General features: G+C 67.8%; 17 protein-coding genes. 14 read left to right on the top strand and 3 right to left on the bottom strand.

All coding sequences use genetic code 11. The features are described from left to right. The first annotated feature begins 9 nt into the window (after positions 1–9). The 9 genes from KL771_RS10620 to KL771_RS10580 all read left to right on the top strand — a co-directional run bounded on the left by KL771_RS10620 (position 10) and on the right by KL771_RS10580 (position 9,077). Positions 10–207: a hypothetical protein gene (locus tag KL771_RS10620; RefSeq protein WP_261968508.1), complete on the top strand. Its 198-nt coding sequence runs from the start codon at positions 10–12 to the stop codon at positions 205–207. Positions 208–289: 82 nt separating this feature from the next. After that, complete coding sequence (locus tag KL771_RS10615) at positions 290–1,828, top strand: amidase family protein (RefSeq protein ID WP_261968507.1); 1,539 nt, start codon at positions 290–292, stop codon at positions 1,826–1,828. Between the two features lie 243 nt (positions 1,829–2,071). Then, entirely contained in the window at positions 2,072–3,322 is a 1,251-nt protein-coding gene (locus tag KL771_RS10610) for a site-specific DNA-methyltransferase (protein WP_261968506.1), read from the top strand. 301 nt (positions 3,323–3,623) lie between these two features. Next, the gene (locus KL771_RS10605) at positions 3,624–4,751 is read left to right on the top strand and encodes an ABC transporter substrate-binding protein (RefSeq protein ID WP_261968505.1); all 1,128 of its coding nucleotides are present in this window, start codon (positions 3,624–3,626) and stop codon (positions 4,749–4,751) included. An 18-nt stretch (positions 4,752–4,769) separates the two neighbouring features. Then, positions 4,770–5,684, top strand: coding sequence for an ABC transporter permease (locus KL771_RS10600; protein ID WP_261968504.1), 915 nt, complete (start codon positions 4,770–4,772; stop codon positions 5,682–5,684). Next, positions 5,681–6,514, top strand: coding sequence for an ABC transporter permease (locus KL771_RS10595; protein ID WP_261968503.1), 834 nt, complete (start codon positions 5,681–5,683; stop codon positions 6,512–6,514). The genes KL771_RS10600 and KL771_RS10595 overlap by 4 nt, the downstream gene beginning before the upstream one ends. Further along, the gene (locus tag KL771_RS10590) at positions 6,511–7,602 is read left to right on the top strand and encodes an ABC transporter ATP-binding protein (protein WP_261968502.1); all 1,092 of its coding nucleotides are present in this window, start codon (positions 6,511–6,513) and stop codon (positions 7,600–7,602) included. The genes KL771_RS10595 and KL771_RS10590 overlap by 4 nt, the downstream gene beginning before the upstream one ends. Before the next feature lie 174 nt (positions 7,603–7,776). Then, on the top strand, positions 7,777–8,271 hold the full coding sequence (locus KL771_RS10585; RefSeq protein ID WP_261968501.1) for a nucleoside deaminase: 495 nt from the start codon (positions 7,777–7,779) through the stop codon (positions 8,269–8,271). A gap of 95 nt (positions 8,272–8,366) precedes the next feature. Then, positions 8,367–9,077: a GntR family transcriptional regulator gene (locus KL771_RS10580; protein ID WP_261968553.1), complete on the top strand. Its 711-nt coding sequence runs from the start codon at positions 8,367–8,369 to the stop codon at positions 9,075–9,077. A 23-nt stretch (positions 9,078–9,100) separates the two neighbouring features. Here KL771_RS10580 and KL771_RS10575 read toward each other — a convergent pair whose 3' ends face one another. Together KL771_RS10575 and KL771_RS10570 are read right to left on the bottom strand one after the other, a co-directional pair. Further along, positions 9,101–9,727 carry a phosphoribosyltransferase family protein gene (locus tag KL771_RS10575; protein ID WP_261968500.1) on the bottom strand — a complete coding sequence of 209 codons (627 nt, stop codon included), beginning with the start codon at positions 9,725–9,727 and terminating at the stop codon, positions 9,101–9,103. Continuing rightward, positions 9,724–10,476 carry a BtpA/SgcQ family protein gene (locus KL771_RS10570; protein WP_261968499.1) on the bottom strand — a complete coding sequence of 251 codons (753 nt, stop codon included), beginning with the start codon at positions 10,474–10,476 and terminating at the stop codon, positions 9,724–9,726. The genes KL771_RS10575 and KL771_RS10570 overlap by 4 nt, the downstream gene beginning before the upstream one ends. Before the next feature lie 71 nt (positions 10,477–10,547). On the opposite strand from KL771_RS10570, the gene KL771_RS10565 reads away from it, so the two are divergent. Next, positions 10,548–11,429 carry a LysR substrate-binding domain-containing protein gene (locus KL771_RS10565; RefSeq protein ID WP_261968498.1) on the top strand — a complete coding sequence of 294 codons (882 nt, stop codon included), beginning with the start codon at positions 10,548–10,550 and terminating at the stop codon, positions 11,427–11,429. A 26-nt stretch (positions 11,430–11,455) separates the two neighbouring features. On the opposite strand, the gene KL771_RS10560 is transcribed toward KL771_RS10565, so the two are convergent. Continuing rightward, positions 11,456–12,574 carry an NAD(P)/FAD-dependent oxidoreductase gene (locus KL771_RS10560; RefSeq protein WP_261968497.1) on the bottom strand — a complete coding sequence of 373 codons (1,119 nt, stop codon included), beginning with the start codon at positions 12,572–12,574 and terminating at the stop codon, positions 11,456–11,458. A 172-nt stretch (positions 12,575–12,746) separates the two neighbouring features. On the opposite strand from KL771_RS10560, the gene KL771_RS10555 reads away from it, so the two are divergent. Genes KL771_RS10555 through KL771_RS10540 form a run of 4 tightly spaced genes read left to right on the top strand, consistent with a single transcriptional unit; the run spans position 12,747 to position 17,069 of the window. Then, complete coding sequence (locus KL771_RS10555; RefSeq protein ID WP_261968496.1) at positions 12,747–13,625, top strand: MurR/RpiR family transcriptional regulator; 879 nt, start codon at positions 12,747–12,749, stop codon at positions 13,623–13,625. A gap of 47 nt (positions 13,626–13,672) precedes the next feature. Next, positions 13,673–15,244, top strand: a complete 1,572-nt coding sequence (locus tag KL771_RS10550; protein WP_261968495.1) for an ABC transporter substrate-binding protein — start codon at positions 13,673–13,675, stop codon at positions 15,242–15,244. A gap of 51 nt (positions 15,245–15,295) precedes the next feature. Continuing rightward, positions 15,296–16,222, top strand: coding sequence for an ABC transporter permease (locus KL771_RS10545; protein ID WP_261968494.1), 927 nt, complete (start codon positions 15,296–15,298; stop codon positions 16,220–16,222). Position 16,223: 1 nt separating this feature from the next. After that, the gene (locus KL771_RS10540) at positions 16,224–17,069 is read left to right on the top strand and encodes an ABC transporter permease (RefSeq protein WP_261968493.1); all 846 of its coding nucleotides are present in this window, start codon (positions 16,224–16,226) and stop codon (positions 17,067–17,069) included.

Here is a 17,069-nt window from a genome sequence, read left to right as displayed (position 1 = left end):
GAACCGAACATGTCGAAGCCGACTTTCGTCGAACGCATGGCCGAACTCGGCCTGAACTTCCCGCCGGACGAGATTCCGGCCTTCGAGGCTTTCGTCAGCGATTTGGAACAGTCGGCCGCGGCCCTCCGCGCGTTCGACCGATCCTACGCCGAGGAGCCGAGCAGCATCTTCACGCCCGCACCGGCGGCCCTGAAGCTGCCGGGCTGACGCCCGGCACCCCGATCGCCGCGTTTCGGTCGCGCCCCGCAGGCGGCCGGCGGCCCCGTGCCCGATCCGATGGAGCTCCCGCATGTTCTCGATGCCCGATGCCGCCGGTCTCGTCGATCTTGCCGCCACGCTCGGCATCCACCTCGCACCGGAAGAGGCCGCGCTCTACGGGCCGGTGATGCGCGACGCGCTGCGCGACCTCGATGCCTTCGTCCAGTCGCGCACGGACGACGGCGCCCCGACCGTGCTCCACCCCGAACGGGCCCGCGGCTACCGACCCGGACCGGAGGAGGACCGATACCGGGCCTGGCTCTGGAAATGCAGCATCGGCGGCGCTCCGACGGGACTGCTGGCCGGCAAGACGGTGAGCTTCAAGGATCACATCAGCGTCGCCGGCATTCCGCAGGTCTTCACCTCGCAGGCCATGGAGGGCTTCGTGCCCGACATCGACGCCACCGTGGTGACGCGTGTTCTGGCCGCCGGCGGTCATGTCGTCGGCAAGATGATGATGAACGGCTTCGTCGGCGACTACGGTCGCCCGCTCAATCCGCACGACCCCGCCCGCCTCACCGGCGGTTCCTCTTCGGGATCCGGCGCCGCGCTGGCGGCCGGCGAGGTCGACATCTCCTTCGGCGGCGATCAGGGCGGCTCGATCCGGCTCCCCGCCGCCTATTGCGGCGTCCTCGGCCTGAAGCCGACCTTCGGGCTGGTTTCCCATTTTGGTGCCGGCTTCGCCTTCGAGCCGAGCCTCGATCATGTCGGCCCCATGGCCCGAACCACCGAGGATCTCGCCCGCGCGCTGCAGGCCGTGGCCGGCTACGACGACCTCGACCCGCGCCAGCGCCGGGGCATTCCGGACGGTATCGATGTCCTGAGCGGCCTCGACGGGGGTGTCGCGGGGCTGAAGATCGGCATCCTCGAGGAAGGCTTTGCAGAGCCGATCCAGCCCGAAGTGGCCGACGGTGTGCTGGCCGCGATCGCCACGCTGGAGCGGCTCGGCGCCGAGGTGCGCCGGATCTCGGTGCCGGCTCACGTCGAACTCGCCGGTGCCTATGCGGCGCTCGTCTTCGAAGGCGCGCTGTCGGTCTTCCAGTCCGGCTTCTTCGGCTTCGGCGCGGTGACCCACTATCCCGCATCGGTGATCACCGCCATTGACCGGATGTGGAGCCAGCATGCCGATCTTCTGCCCGCGCGCACCAAGCTGAACCTGCTGGTCGGCTTGCTGGCGCGGCGCAATTTCCATGGCGGCGCCTATGCCAAGGCTCACAACATGCGCAAGGCCTACACGGCCGCCTTCGACCGCGCCCTTGCCGAGGTGGACGTCCTGGCCCTGCCGACGGTGCGCACCGTCGCCCCGTTCCCGGACAGGATCCCGAGCGACCATCTCGCCGCCGTCGACATGAACCTGCGCCAGAACTGGATGGTGCTGCCGGTCGCCGGCAACACCAAGCCGACCAACTATACCGGTCATCCTGCCCTCGCCGTGCCCTGCGGCAAGGCAGGCGGCCTTCCGATCAGCCTCCAGCTGATCGGCCGCCATCTCGACGACGGGCTTCTGCTGCGGATTGCCCATGCCTACGAAAAGGCCGTCGACTGGAAGGCCTTCACCGCGCCGGAATAGCCGCGCGATCCGACCCGGCGGATGCCTGCCGCCGCCGGGATCGCCATCGGTCCCGGGAAGGTCATCGGGCCCGGCAAGGCCATCGGCCGGGACCGACGACCTGGGGAAAAGGTGAAGGGCGATGCCCCGCCAATCAGCCCTGCGGATTGTCGGGGTCGGCCGGCAGGCGGATCGCGCTTGTTCCGATGATTGCCGTCTGCTCGACTGGCGCCCGGCCATGACGCGGCAAATCGGAATCGGGGCATGACGATCGAACGGAGACCTGGAACGTCCGGTTTCGGCCGGGACGGCAATCCGGACAAGGAGCTGTCCGCGCTGGTGGAGGAACCGGAAAGGTCCCATCGCGCGCCGGGCTGCGGGACCGGCAGCGACATCTTCGACAATCGCCTGATCTTCGGCGACAATCTGCCGGTGTTGAAAGCGCTGGTGCCGGACTTCGCCGGTCGTGTGAAATGCGTCTTCATCGACCCGCCTTACAATACAGGCAGCGCCTTCGCGCATTATGATGACGGATTGGAACATGCCGTCTGGCTCGACCAGATGCGTCAGCGGATCGAGATCATCAAAGTCCTGATGGCCGAGGATGCCGCGCTCTGGGTCACCCTGGACGACAACGAAGCGCATTATTTCAAAGTCATGTGCGACGAAGTCGTCGGCAGGAAGAATTTCGTCTCCGATATCACCTGGCAGAGGGTCTATTCCGTGAAGGGGTCGGCCAGGCATATTTCCGGCATGCACGACCATATCCTGCTCTATGCCAAGAACATCGACGTCCTGACGATCGGCCGCATTCCGCGTACCGCCCGCAACAACAGGCTCTATCGCAACCCCGACAATGACCCTCGCGGCCCGTGGCGTCCGGGCCCCCTGGCTGCCAGAAACCATTACAGCCTCGGAACCTACCCGATCACATGTCCGTCCGGCCGCGTCATCGAAGGACCGCCGAATGGCTCCTATTGGCGATATTCGGAGCAAAGACTGCGCGATCTCGATGCCAGGGGCATGATCTGGTGGGGTCGGCACGGCAACAATGTTCCCGCCCCCAAGATATACCTGGAGTCGGTTGCCGGCGGGACGAGGCCGACGTCGATCTGGACGCACGACGAGGTCGGCAGCAATCAGGATGCGAAGCGCGAGATCCTGGACCTTTTCGGCGAGGATATGTTCGCGACGCCGAAACCGGAACGATTGCTCGAACGAATCCTTCACCTGTCGACCGCGCCGGGCGACCTTGTCCTCGACGCGTTCGCCGGCTCCGGCACCACCGGCGCGGTCGCCCACAAGATGGGCCGCCGCTGGATCATGGTCGAACGGGGCGAGCATTGTCACTCCCACATCGTCCCCCGCCTGAAGAAGGTCATCGACGGCGAGGACAAGGGCGGCGTGACCGAAGCGGCCGGTTGGCGGGGCGGTGGCGGCTACCGCTATTTCAGGCTCGCATCGTCCCTGCCGCCTTCGAATGCACCCGCCCGCGAGCCCGCCCGATCGGCCTGAGGGGTCCTTGGCCGGCGAAGGAGGGCCGAAGTCCGGGGCCGGGCTACCCCATCACGGCCTGCCCGGCCTGACCCGACAGAGCCGAACACCAAGCGCATGCATTCTTGAGCTGCTTTCGCATGCACTCTGAGCATGGAATAGGCTGTCGCCATCGAGCGGGCCGCGGTCGGGCCGTGGAAAACCGGCTGCGGCGATAGGCTTCCGGCGGATTCGGGCGGTCGTTCGGGTTGGCATGGGAATTGTGTATGAGGCAGTGCATGCGGTCATCGCATGCGATCTCGACCAGCACGAGGGCCGTCCCATGCAGAAACGATTCCTTCCCGACCTCAGCCGACGCGGCTTCCTGCGCGCGGGTGCCGGCGTTGCGGCGCTCGCGGCGAGTTCGCGCTGGTCGCCCGCCGATGCCGACGAACCCAATGTGCTCAACTATCTGTCCTGGCCGGGCAATGCCGATCCCTATCTGGTCGGCGAGTTCGAGAAGCAGAACAACTGCAAGATCCGGATCAAGGAATATGTCGGCGGCGACCAGATGCTCGCCGTGATCAACCAGTCGCCGCCCGGCTCCTTCGACGTGGTGCTGGCCGACGCCGAATACATGCACCTGCTGCGTGCCGCGGACTATCTCGAGGAACTCGACCCGGCCGACTATCCGCTGAAGGATTTCTGGCCGGAGTTCCAGAAATTCCCGCTGCATTGGTTCGACGGCAAGCTCTACGGCGTGATGAGCGATTTCGGCTATCTCGGCCTGTCCTACAACACCGAGGTCTACAAGCCGGACGAGGTCGGCTCCTACGAGGCCATGTGGAAGCCGAAGGCCAAGGGCAAGGTCGGGTTCTTCGACTGGTACCTGCCGTCGATGGGTACGGTCAGCCTGGCGGCCGGCAACCACCCGCCCTTCGACCTGTCGGATGCCGCCTTCGCGGCGGTGAAGAAGAAGCTCTTCTCGCTCAAGTCGCAGGCCTCGGGCTTCTATACCATCGCCGACATCTTCTCCTCGCTGACCAACGGCCAAGCCCATCTGGTCCCCGGCATCGGCGAATGGATCACGCTCGGCCTGCGCATGAGCGGCAAGCCGCTCGACACCATCATCCCGGCCGAAGGCGGCCTGCAGTGGACCGAATCCCTGTCGATCGCAAAGGGCACCAAGAAGCGCGATCTGGCGCGCAAGTTCATCCAGTATACCGCCTCGCCGGACGGCCAGGTGCGGCAGGCCACCAAGGTCGACAACAAGAAGTCGATCCCGTCGATGGCCGGCTGGAAGCTGCTCAACGACACCATGCCGAAGGAAGCCCAGATCCTGCGGCTGGAGCTCGGCAAGCCGAACGTCATGGACGAATACAAGAAGGGCCGGATCGCGTTCCGCGAACTGCCGAAGAAGCAGAAGATCGAGGACTGGAACGACGTCTGGTCCGAGTTCAAGAGCCTCTGACGGGCGAGGGGAACCGGCATGCCGCCTGCGTCACCGAAGCCGCCGATCCCGGACGCGTTCCGGCCCTCGGCATCGATCTATTCGGGATCGCCGGCGGCCGTGCCGGTCGCCCTCGGCCTGCCGGTCATGGCATGGCAGGCCGTCTTCTTCCTCGCCCCACTCGTCTTTCTGGTCGTGATCACCTTCTGGCAGGTTCGGTCCTTCCGGCTCGAACCGGCCTTCGTACTCGACAACTGGACGCGCATCCTGTGGTCGACGCCGTTCCACCGCGCGCTCGGCCACACGCTCCAGGTCGCCGCGACGACGACCGTGCTGGCCCTGCTGCTGGCGCTGCCGCTCGCCTATACGATCGCCTTCCGCTTGTCGGCGCGGGTGCGCGATCTCGCCGTGTCGCTGCTCGTCGTACCGGTCTTCTCCAGCTACATGCTGCGCATCTATGCGTGGCAGGTGGTGCTCGGGGCGGACGGCATCGCCAATGCGGTGCTGGGCGCGATCGGGATCCCGAAGCTGCAGCTTCTCGGCGGCGCCTTCTCGCTGCAGGTCGGCCTGCTCACCCTGACCCTGCCGGTCGCGGTCCTGATCCTGGTCTTCGCCATGGTGGGCGTCGACCGGACGCTGATCGAGGCGGCGGAGAATCTCGGCTGTCGGCGCGCCCAGGTGATCGCGCGCGTGCTGATCCCGTCGATCCGGCCGGCCATCGTGCTCGCCGGCACCACGACCTTCCTGCTCGCCTTCGGCGACTATATCGGCCCGCTGTTCATGACCGGGTCGAAGCCGCCGACCCTGTCCATCCTGCTGGTCGACACGGTCAAGTCCGGCTCGCAATGGCCGCGCGCCTCGGTCGTCGGCGTCTCGATGCTGGTCATCCTGGTCCTGGTCTTCGCGCTCGGCCGGCTGGCCGGCAGCGTGCGCATCCGCCGGAGGTCGCCATGATGACGCCGCGCCTCGCCCGAGGCCTGTCGCGAACCCTCCAATATGGCCTGCTCTGCCTCTTCTTCGCCTTCGTGGCGATGCCGATGGCGGTGATCGTGGTCTTCTCCTTTGATGCCAACCGGTTCCCGTCGATCCCCTGGGGCGGCTTCTCGCTCGTCTGGCACGAGGCGGCCTGGGCCGATCCGATGATCCGCGAGGCCTTCGTCAATTCGATCTGGGTCGGTCTCGGCACCGCGGTCCTGTCGACCGCGATCGGCTTCGCGGCGGCCTATCTCGATTTCCGCCACCGCTTCTTCGGCAAGCGCCTGTTCGTGTTTGCCGTCGCCATCCCGCCGGCCGTGCCGACCACCATCCTCGGCATGGCCATGCTCGCCTTTGTGTCGCGGATCGGGCTGTCCGGACGGCTGGAAACCATCGTCGCCTGCCATGTCGCGGTCGCATCGTCCTTCGCGATGGCGCTGATCCGGCTCCGGCTCGGTGAGTTCGGCCGCGATCTCGAACCGGCGGCGTGGAATCTCGGCGCCTCGCCCTGGGCCGGCCTGCGTTTCGTCGTGCTGCCTTTCTGCCGGCCCGCGCTGATCGCCGCCTTCTTCCTGTCGGCGGCGGTCTCCTTCGACGAATACATGATCGCCTGGTTCGTCGGCGGGGTGCACGAAACGCTGCCGGTGCGCATCCTGAACCAGCTGCAGGGTCAGGTGAATCCCAAGATCAACGCGATCGGCGCCGGCGTGCTCGCCATCAGCCTCGCCCTGGTCTTCCTGGCGCGCCGCTTCACCAACCTCCGCCCGGAGCCGATGCACGGGCCGGAACCGCGCGGAGACAGCGCATGACCTCGTCCTTCGTCGCCCTGAAGGCGCTCGACAAGCGCTATCCCGGCCATCACGCCGTGCGCGGCATCGATCTCGACATCGCGGCCGGCGAGTTCGTCGCCATCATGGGGCCGTCGGGCTGCGGCAAGTCGACCACGCTGCGGCTGCTGGCCGGGCTCGAAGAGCCGACCGGCGGATCGATCGCGATCGGCGGGCGCGATCAGGCCGGCATCCCGGCGCATCTGCGCGACACGCCGATGGTCTGGCAGAGCCTGGCGCTGTTTCCATTCCTGAGCGTCGCCGACAATGTCGCCTTTCCGCTGCGCATGAAGCGGCTCGGCGCCAAGGAGCGCCGGCGCCGGGCGCTCGAATGGCTCGACCGGCTCGGTCTGGCCGGCATGGCCGACCGCGACATCGCCCAACTCTCGGGAGGCCAGCGCCAGCGCGTGGCGCTCGCCCGCGCGCTGATCACGCAGCCGTCGATCCTGCTGCTCGACGAACCCTTGAGTGCCCTGGACGCGCATCTGCGCGTGCGCATGCAGACCGAACTGTCGCGGCTGCACCGCCAGCTCGGCATCACCTTCGTCTACGTCACCCATGCCCAGTCGGAAGCTTTCGCGCTCGCCGACCGGATCGTGATCATGAGCGAGGGCCGGATCCGGCAGGTCGGCCGGCCGCAGGACGTCTATCGCGCCCCGGCCAATCCCTTCGTGGCCGAATTCATGGGCATGAACAACCTGTTCCGCGGCGTGTGCCGGGGGCGGGCGGACGACATGGCGACGATCGAGACCCCGGCCGGCCTCTATGCGGTGCCAGCCCGGCGCCCGCTGGCGGCCGGCGAGGCGGCCGCCTTCGTGGTTGCCGCCGACCGCATCACGCTGGCCCGGGCCGAGGACGGACCGCCGCCCGGTCCCGCCGTCCGCGGCACGGTGCTCGGGCTCGAATTCGTCGGCTCGACCCAGACCATCTTCGTCGAGACCGAGGGCGGGCAGGAATTCCGCGTCCAGAAGCAGCAGCACGAGATCGAGGCGCTTGATCTCGTGCCCGGGCGGGCCGTGCATCTGGCCTGGGAACCGCGCCACGCCTGGCTGCTGCCCGAGACCGAGTGATCCCGGCGGTCGATGAGACCGACCGGCGACGGACCGCAGTCCGCGCGCGCGGACTGCGGATGCCATTTCGCCCATGGCCCGTCCGGGCCGCCTCGGCGGCCCGGCGCGGCATTTCAGGCTGCCGGCACGCCCCGGCCGCGATGCCGGCCCACACAATCATCCAGGGAGAAGACCGTGTACGAAGAGCGATTCATGCAGCGGGCGATCGAGATCTCGCGCCGGGCCCTCGGCGAGCCGGGCACCGAGCCGTTCGGGGCGGTGGTGGTCCGCAACGGGACCATCGTCGGCGAGGGCCTGAACCACTCGAAGGCGCATTTCGACCCGACCTCGCATGGCGAGACCGAGGCGATCCGGGATGCTGGCCGGCGGCTCGAATGCGTGGACCTTTCGGATTGCGAACTCTACAGTTCCTGCGAACCCTGCGCGCTCTGCATCGCGGCCATGCATATCGCCGGCATTCGCCGGCTCTACTATGCGGCCTCGAGCGGCGGGGCCGGTCAGGCCATGGACGGTCTCACGACCGCCATGCGCCACCCGATCGACGTCGCGCGCCTGCGGGCGGATTGCGCCGTGCCGGCCGATGCGGGCTCCATGCAGGTCAGCCGCCATCGGGAGGCGGAGGCGGTCGAAGTGATCGCGGCCTGGACCGCGATGAAAATGGGAGAGTGATCTCGATGCTGCATATCAAGGACGTTCGCAGCCTGGATCGGGACGTGAACGACCCGACCGCCAAGGGCAAGGGTCCGCCGATCCGGATCGACCCGATGGTCGGAGCCGGGGGCGCCAAGCCACCGGCCTCCCGGACCGAAGCCGTTCACGAAGCCCTCCGCCAGGCGATCATCGAACAGCGCCTGACCCCCGGGGCGAAGCTCCCGGAGGATGCGATCGGAGAGGCCTTCGGAGCCAGTCGGACGATCGCCCGCGAGGCCCTGGGGCGCCTCGCCGTGGAGGGGCTCGTGGAACTGAAGCCGAACCGAGGCGCCTTCGTCGCCAACCCGACCCTCGACGAGGCCCGCGAGGTGTTTCTGGTCCGCCGCGGCATCGAGCGCATCGTCGCCGAAAGCCTGGCCGGAAAGCTCTCCGCCGAAGCCGTCGAGCATCTGCGCGATCTGGTCCGCCGCGAACGGCGCGCGATCGGCAGCAACGATCCCGAATCGATCCGGCTCGCCGGCGAATTCCATCTCTCGCTCGCCCGCCTGACCGGCAATGCGCTGCTGATCCGCTACGTGACCGAGGTCGTTTCGCGCTGCTCGCTGATTCTCGCCATGTATGGGCGCCCGCATTCGGCCGAATGCGGCGCGACCGAGCATGTCGAGATCATCGAGGCGCTGGTCGCCGGCGACGGCGCGCGTGCGGCGGCGATCATGGATGCCCATCTCGACCATGTCGAAGAGCGGGCATTGCTCGGCAGCCGGACCGAAACCGACCTGCGCGACATCCTGGCCCCCTACGCGGCCCGCATGCGGGAGATGTGACGCGGACGGCTCGGGCCGGGATGTCATCGGATCGCCGGAAAGCTGCGCTGCGGGTCGTAGGTCTCGAAGCTGGTCAGGCGTTGCCGATTGCACTCGGCCTGCCAGATAGAACCCTGCTGCACGCCCGACACGCAGCGATAGGCGGCGCGGTAGGCGTCGGTGGTGGCGTTCTCCTCGATGGCGATGGCCGCGAGGCCGACGACGCGTCCGCCCTGGCGCTCGACCAGCCGGATCGCGCCGTCGACCGTGCCGCCGGTCTCGATCCATTGGTCGGCGACCAGCACCTTGGTACCGGCCGCGAAGGCCGGCTTGCGCATCTCCATGTCCTGGTTGCGCCCGGAATAGTTGGTGAAGGCGACGCGGTCGGTTTCGACGCACAGCTTGCCGGCCTTGCGGATCGGCAGGAAGCCGACGCCGAGCCGGGTCGCCAGGGCCGAGCCGAGCACAAAGCCCATCGCGTCGAGCCCGGCCACCACATCGACCACCAGGCCGTCGAGATCGGCGACGAGATCGTCGAGCAGGTCGGCGAAGGCCGATCCGTTGATGTAGATCGAGGTCGGATCGAGCCAGGCGAAGCGCTCGCCCTTGGTGTTCGGCGCCATCAGGGAGAGATACCAGCGGTCGTTCCGCGGGCCCTTGTCGTGGGTCACAGCCGGGCTCCATGTTGGCGGCAAATCGCGAGCAGGGCGCGCAACCGCTCCGGGTCGATGTTGTAGAAGTCGCCGGGCGTGTTGATCCCGGTCGCGACCATGAAGGCGTCGACATGCCCCGCATAGGCGGCGGCATTCTCGGGCGTGATGCCAGAGGCGAGCGCCAGGGTGCCGTCGCCGATCGCGTCGCGGAACGTCGCGATCTTGCCGAGATCGGCCGCCTGTCCGGTGGCGGTTCCGGAGGTGCAGACCGCGTCCATGAAGTGCGTCGCCGTGGCGGCGGCCGCGGCGAAATCCTCCGGATCGACCGCGCGCTGCTTCTTGAAGGCGGTGCCGCCGAAATAGAGGCCCGACCACCCGGAAGCGCGACGCGCGGCATCGACGGCCTTGGCTTCCGTCTGGGATTCCGGCGGCCGGCGCTCGTCGATGCACGCATCGTCGGCCCAATAGGCGTCGATGCGGACGCCCTCGCAGGCGAGGTCGCCAAGCACCGGGAAGGCCTCGCGCCCGGTCACGGCCAGGAAGTTGACCCCGAGCCAGAGGTCCGGCCAGAGCCGCCGCAGATGGCGGACGATCGGCAGCAGGTCCGGATAGGCGAAGTCGTGGTTGATCAGGAACAGGCCGGGCGCCCCCTCGGCGATCGCCACTGCGGCATTGCGCGCGGCCTGCTCGGCGTCCAGCACATGGACGACCGGCAACACCACCGGGCCGGGCGACTGGAAGAGGCGATGGAAGGCACGACGGTTCATGCGAGCCACTATGCCCTTGTCGATCCATATAGAAAAATTTATTCTCGACATGCCTTCATAAGGGGACGCAATTGAACGAAATCAATCTACCGATCGACCTGCTGCGTGCCTTCGTGACGGTAATCGATCTCGGCGGCCATACCCGGGCCGCGGAGGTGCTCAACCGCTCGCAGCCGGCGGTCAGTCTGCAGATGAAGCGACTGGAGGACCTGCTCGAGAAGAAGCTGATGGTCTTCGAGGGGCGGCTCCTGAAGCTGACCGAGGACGGCGAGGCGCTGGCGGTCTATGCGCGGCAGTTGCTGCGCCTCAACGACGAGGCCGTCGCCAAGCTCCTCGCCCGCCACGCGCACGGAACGTTGCGGATCGGTCTGCCGACGGATTTCGCCGTGGCCTTCCTGCAGGAGGCGATTTCGGACTTCATCCGAGAGCGGCACCTGGTCGATGTCGAGATCGTCTGCGGCCTGTCGCGCGACATCCTCGATCGGCTGCACCGCAACGAACTCGACATCGTCGTCGGCCTGCTCGGCGCCGAGGCCAATCCCTATCTGGTGCGCGCCTGGGAGGAGCAGCCGATCTGGGCGGGCTCCCGCCTCAACGATGTCCGGCGGCTTCAGCCGGTGCCGCTGGCCGCCCATCCGGAGGGCTGCGAATATCGCCGGCGCATGTTCGCGGCGCTCCGCTCGGCCGGGCGCGCCTGGCGGGTCGCCTATACCAATCCGGAAATCGGCGGGCTGCAGAAGGCGGTCAGCGTCGGCCTCGGTGTCACGGCGCTGACGCGCAAGACGCTCCTGCCCGACATGGTCGTCCTGACCGCCGAGGACGGCTTTCCGCCGCTGGAGACAATCCGAATCGGCCTCTTCTACAAGCACGCCCTGTTGACCACCGCGGGCCTGCAACTGGTCAACTGCCTGATCGCCAGCCTCGACGACGCGGCCGGCCCGGCGCCCCGGTAGCGCTCGCGGTCCTCGCAGGTCGGCCGTCAGCGCGACCGCGACGCCAGATCCTCGGCGCGGATGCCGAGGGCGACGAGGTCGTCGGCCAAGGCGCCGGTCGTGATCAGTTCGGCGGTGATCCGCGCCAGGGTCGGCGCCATCATGATGCCGAAGCCGCCCTGTCCGATCAGCCAGAAGAAGCCGGCGCGCTCCGGATCGAAACCGGCGACGGGGTTGAGGTCGGGCACGAAACTGCGCAGACCCGCCCAGGCGCGCGGCGGCGTGCGGATGGCGAGATGCGTGTGCCGCTCCAGCCAGTCGGCCAGCACCGCCACGTCCATGTCGTCCGGCTGCGCGTCCTGCGGCGGGACGGGCGTCTCGTCGGCAAGCGAGGCCATCAGGCGCCCGCCGTCGGGCTTCAGATAGGGGCTGTGGCCGACGAACTCGACCAGCGGCATGGTGGCGACGACGAGTCCGGCCGGGGGGGCGACCACGATCGCGGTGCGCCGCTTCGGCTGCAGGCTCTGCGGTGCGGCGCCCGCCATCCGGCCGATCACGTCGCCCCAGGCGCCGGCGGCATTGACCACGAACGGCGCCTGATGGGTCTCGGCTCCGGCGGTCACGGTCCAGACGCCGTTCTCGCGGACGAGCGCGGTCACGGGCGCGTTGCAGAGCAGGCGCCCGCCGCGGCGGCGCAGCCCCCGGAGAAAACCCTGGTGGATCGTCGCCACGTCCATGTCGGCGACGCCCGGCTCATAGGCGGCCGCGCCGATCAGGTCCGCGCGCATCACCGGCGCCAGCCGCGCCGCCTCGGCGGCCCCGATCCGCTCGATCGGATCGCGCGGCGTCGCGGCGGCCAGCACTTCGGCGAGGCGCGCCTCCTCGCCGGGCTTCGCCAGGGTCAGGCCGCCGCGGCGGCGGAGCAGCGGTGCGGTGGCAAAGCCGTCCGGCGGGGTCTCGAAGAAGGCGCGCCCGGCCGCGTTGATGCGGCAGACCAGCGGGGTGCCGAAATTCGGCGTGTAGAGCGCCGCCGAGCGGCCGGTCGCGTGATGCCCGGGCAGGCTTTCGGCTTCGAGCAGCAGGACCGACCCGTGCGCCGCCAGGGCATGGGCCGCCGCCGCGCCGGAAATGCCGGCCCCGATGACCAGGAAATCAGCCGTTGCCATCGTTCGACCCTTGGCCTGCCAGGTGCCGTTCCGCCGCCGGCGGGGCACGTCACTCTTCGGCGAATACGCCGGGGCGACCGAAACTGCAAGAAAGTTTTCGCATATTGACCTATTGCAAGAAAACGGACAGAGTTTCGATCCAGAAGGCGGGACCCCCGCCAGGAGAGGCCCCATGGACGGTCCGATGCGGCAGCGGTTGGAGGCATGTCTCGTCGACGGGACGAAGGCCGACCGCGCGCTTGCCGCCTATATCCTGGCCCGCCCCGAGACCATCCCTTTCGAGACGGCAGCGACGCTGGCCGAGAAGGTCGAGGTCAGCGAGGCGACCGTCGGCCGCTTCTGCCGGTCGATCGGCTACGACAACCTGAAGGATCTGAAGCAGCAGCTCGGTCAGGAATTCGGCGACCGGCCCTGGCTGATCGCCGATCGGCTGCGTGATTTCCAGGCCCAGGCGCGCGAGGCCGAGAACCCGCTCGGCCGGTCGCTGGAACTGGAGATTGCCGGCCTCGTCGCCGTCTACGAGATCGCCCAGAGCCCGGAATTCCGCAGGGTCGTTCAACGGCTGACCACGGCGCGCCGCGTCTTCGTCTGCGGCTTCCAGACCGAACGCGCCATGGCGCAGATGTTCGCCTACCAGCTTCAGTATCTGCGCGACGGTGTGCAGTTGCTGGACCTGGAAGGCGGTCATTTCGCCGAGCTTTTCGCGACCGATGTCGAGAACACCGCTCTCGTCCTGTTCGAGGCTCGTCGATACTCGCGACTTGCCCGCGTCGTCGCCCGCGAGGCGACCGCGATCGGCGTGCCCGTGACCCTGGTCACCGACGCTTTCTGTGACTGGGGGCGCGGCCTCGTCTCCGAACTGCTGGCCGTTCCGACGGAGTTCAATCTGTTCTGGGATTCGACCGCCCAGATGGCAAGCCTCGTCAACCTGTTCATGAACGCCGTGTCGATCGAGATCGGCCCCGCCGTCGAGGCGCGCATGACCAAGGTCTCCGAGCTCTATGCACGGTTCACCGGTCACACCGGGGATCCGTCCGGTCCGAAATCGTGACATCGCCCGCTCACCATCCACGCCTGGTTTCAGGAGGAGTGCCCGCCATGACGTTGCCGTTCCGAGTGACTGTCCTCTCCGCCGCCGCGCTCCTCGGCGCGGTCGTGTCGGCGCCGGCACAGGAGGTGACCTTCGCCATCACCGCCCGCGAGGTTGGCACGCCGAGCTACAACCCGATCACCGCCACCCGGCTGAACAGCGCCAATTCGCTGATCTACGACCGGCTGGTGCTGCAGGATGCCGACCAGAGCTTCCATCCCTCGCTGGCCGCGTCCTGGGACCAGACCCCGGACGGGATGCAGTGGACCTTCAAGCTGCGCCCCGGCGTGAAGTTCCACGACGGCGAGCCCTTCAACGCCAAGGTGATCGCGTGGTGGGTGCCGAAATTCGCCGGCACCGAGAATGCCGACACGGTCGCCAAGGTCGACCGGGTCGAGGTCGTCGACGACCTGACCGTGCGCTTCCACATGAAGGCGCCGGACCCGAACCTGCTCTTCAACCTCGCCTCGTCCTTCATGGGCATTCCCTCGCCCAAGGCCTATGACGCGCTCGGCGACAAGTATGGCGTGACGGCGGCGGTCGGCACCGGGCCGTTCAAGATGGAGAAGTTCACCGTCGGCCAGCAGACCGTTCTGGTGCGCAACGACGACTTCACCTGGGGTTCCGATCTTTCGGTCAACCGCGGCCCGGCCAAGATCAAGAAGATCACCGTGCGCGAGATCCCCGAGGATTCCACCGCCTTCCTCGAATTGCAGACCGGCGGCGTCGATCTGCTCTATACCGTGCCGGTCGACTTCATGCCGCGCCTGAAGGCGGAGAAGTCCGTCAAGGTGATGACCATCCCGGGCACCGAGATCGTCTATATGCCGATCAACACCCAGTCGGCGCCCTTCACCGACATCAAGGTGCGCGCGGCCGCCGCCTATGCGATCGACCAGAAGAGCATCTGGCAGTCGCTCTATGGCGGTGTCGGCAACACCGCCAACGGCTTCCTGATCTCCAGCCTGCAGGAGGCCAAGATCGATCCGAAATATCAGATCTCCTACGATCCCGAGCGCTCCAAGAAGCTGCTCGAAGAGGCCGGCTGGAAGGTCGGGCCGGACGGCATCCGCGCCAAGGACGGCGCCCGGCTGCAGGTCAAGCTGTGGACCTCCAACGGCACGGAGTTCAAGCGGCTGGTCGAGGTCGTGCAGTCGCAGCTGAAGGCGGTCGGCTTCGCCGCCGACATCACCATCTTCGACGCCTCGACGATCAACGCCCAGTACAAGAAGAAGACCGAGCACCAGCTCGCCGTCCGCTCCTATTCCTGGACCAATGCCGATATCATCGACTGGTTCTTCGCCGCCCGCCGCGCCGGCTATCCGAACGTGTCGATGCTCGACGATCCGAAGGCGGAAGAGCTGAACGTGACCGCCATGACCAAGTCGCGCACCTGGGACGAGCGTGTGGCCAACTTCAAGGCCTATCACGAGTATATCCTCTCGCAATATGCCTTCGCGCCGATCTACGAGCCGGCCAACGTCTTCGCCTATTCGACCCGTCGCCTGAAGCTGCCGGAGACCATCCGCGGCACGCGGCTGACCAGCCAGACGATCCTCGACGCCCAGGTCTCCAACTGAGCCGTCTCTCCAAATGAGGCGTCGGGGCGCCGGCGAACGGGAAGGTTCGGGATGCTCGGCTATTTCGTCAGACGTATGGTCATGCTCCTCCCGGTCTTCCTGGCCATGTCGGCGATCGTCTTCCTGATCGTCCACCTCGTGCCCGGCGACCCGATCGACCACATGCTGCAGATCGGGGCGTCGGCCGAGCGGCGCCAGGAACTGGCCGCCAAGTTCGGGCTCGACCGGCCGCTGGTCGTCCAATACGCGCTCTGGCTGAAGGCGGCACTGACCGGCGATCTCGGCGACGCAATCATCCTGAAGCAGCCGGTGCTCGACCTGATCCTCGCCAATCTGCCCTACAGCCTCGCGCTCGGGCTCTCCGCCCTGGTCTTCTCGACCGTGGTCGGCGTCTCGGTCGGGGCGGCGGCGGCCTATTTTGCGGGATCGTGGTTCGACCGCATCGTCATGGCCGGCATCCTGATGGGATCGATGCTGCCGAGCTTCTGGCTCGGCCTCCTGATGATCCTGATCTTCGCCGTCGAGCTCGGGCTGTTTCCGGTCTCCGGCGCGCGCAGCTGGGACGCCCTGGTGCTGCCGGTCCTGACCGTCGGCATCGGCGGCGTCGCGCTGATCGCCCGGGTCACGCGCGCCGCCTTCGTCGAGGTGGCGCAGCAGGACTTCGTCACCCTGCTGCACGCCAAGGGCCTGACCCGGCGGCGCATCTTCTTCCGCCACCTGGTCCGCCACGCGCTGATGCCGGTGGTCACGATCCTCGGCCTCAAGGTCGGCTGGATCCTCGGCGGCGCGGTGACGGTCGAATATGTCTTCGCCCGGCCGGGCCTCGGGTCGCTCCTGATCACCTCGCTCGGCCAGCGCGACTATCCGGTCGTGCAGGGCTGTCTCCTGATGCTCGGCATGGGCGTGATGCTCGGCACGCTGGTCGGCGATCTCGCCCAGGCGGCGATGGATCCGCGCGTGCGCGACAGGATGAGCTGAGATGGCGATCGGCACGGCCCTTCTCTCCGCCGCCCGGACCGCCCGGGGCGCGCCCGCGGCGATCGTTCTCGTCGGCGTCGTCGTTGCCGCGATCTTCGCCGACCGTCTGGCGCCCTATGCCTATGACGTGCAGTCCCTGATGCAGGCGAACCTGCCACCCTCGTCCGCGCATCTGCTCGGCACCGACGAATTCGGCCGCGATCTCTTCTCCCGCATCCTGCACGGCGCGCGCATCTCGCTCGGCGTTGCGGTCACGTCGATCGGCGCCTCGGTGGCGCTCGGCCTCGTCTTCGGGGCGATCGCCGGCTATGCGGGCGGCTGGGCCGACCGGCTCCTGATGGCGGTGGTCGATCTCACCTGGGCCTTTCCGGAAATCCTGATCGCGCTGGTGCTGATTGCCATCCTCGGGCCCGGACTCGGCTCGACCGCGGTGGCGATCACGGTCGGCTACATGGCGCAGTTCGCCCGGCTGGCGCGGGCGCAGATCATCGCCCTGAAGGGCGAGACCTATGTCGAGGCGACCGTCGGGCTTGGCGCCGGCCATGCCCATATCCTGCTCAGCCACCTGGTCCCGAATGCCCTGACGCCTGTCTTGGTCGCCGGCATGCTGGCGACCGGTGATGCGATCGTGCTGGAGGCGACGCTCGGCTATTTCGGTCTCGGCGCCCAGCCGCCGCTGCCGAGCTGGGGCGCGATGATGAGCGCGGGCGTCGGCCAGATGTTCCTGGCGCCCTGGGTCATCGTCTTCCCGGGCCTCGCCATCGCGATCACCGTGGTGGCGATCAATCTCTACGGCGACGCGCTGATCGACGCCCTGCAGATCCGCAATCGGCTGAGGGAAAGCTGA

The organism is Prosthecodimorpha staleyi, assembly GCF_018729455.1.
GTDB classification, from domain to species: domain Bacteria; phylum Pseudomonadota; class Alphaproteobacteria; order Rhizobiales; family Ancalomicrobiaceae; genus Prosthecodimorpha; species Prosthecodimorpha staleyi.
This window is presented reverse-complemented; position numbering and strand designations above follow the sequence as displayed.

Bases quoted from the DNA above. Each gene is read 5' to 3' on its own strand.
- KL771_RS10540 (WP_261968493.1), top strand. From the start codon at position 16,224: ATGGCGATCGGCACGGCCCTTCTCTCCGCCGCCCGGACCGCCCGGGGC.
- KL771_RS10580 (WP_261968553.1), top strand. From the start codon at position 8,367: ATGGTCGGAGCCGGGGGCGCCAAGCCACCGGCCTCCCGGACCGAAGCC.
- KL771_RS10550 (WP_261968495.1), top strand. From the start codon at position 13,673: ATGACGTTGCCGTTCCGAGTGACTGTCCTCTCCGCCGCCGCGCTCCTC.
- KL771_RS10570 (WP_261968499.1), bottom strand. From the start codon at position 10,476: ATGAACCGTCGTGCCTTCCATCGCCTCTTCCAGTCGCCCGGCCCGGTG.
- KL771_RS10605 (WP_261968505.1), top strand. From the start codon at position 3,624: ATGCAGAAACGATTCCTTCCCGACCTCAGCCGACGCGGCTTCCTGCGC.
- KL771_RS10545 (WP_261968494.1), top strand. From the start codon at position 15,296: ATGCTCGGCTATTTCGTCAGACGTATGGTCATGCTCCTCCCGGTCTTC.
- KL771_RS10615 (WP_261968507.1), top strand. From the start codon at position 290: ATGTTCTCGATGCCCGATGCCGCCGGTCTCGTCGATCTTGCCGCCACG.
- KL771_RS10620 (WP_261968508.1), top strand. From the start codon at position 10: ATGTCGAAGCCGACTTTCGTCGAACGCATGGCCGAACTCGGCCTGAAC.
- KL771_RS10590 (WP_261968502.1), top strand. From the start codon at position 6,511: ATGACCTCGTCCTTCGTCGCCCTGAAGGCGCTCGACAAGCGCTATCCC.
- KL771_RS10560 (WP_261968497.1), bottom strand. From the start codon at position 12,574: ATGGCAACGGCTGATTTCCTGGTCATCGGGGCCGGCATTTCCGGCGCG.
- KL771_RS10555 (WP_261968496.1), top strand. From the start codon at position 12,747: ATGGACGGTCCGATGCGGCAGCGGTTGGAGGCATGTCTCGTCGACGGG.
- KL771_RS10600 (WP_261968504.1), top strand. From the start codon at position 4,770: ATGCCGCCTGCGTCACCGAAGCCGCCGATCCCGGACGCGTTCCGGCCC.
- KL771_RS10595 (WP_261968503.1), top strand. From the start codon at position 5,681: ATGATGACGCCGCGCCTCGCCCGAGGCCTGTCGCGAACCCTCCAATAT.
- KL771_RS10610 (WP_261968506.1), top strand. From the start codon at position 2,072: ATGACGATCGAACGGAGACCTGGAACGTCCGGTTTCGGCCGGGACGGC.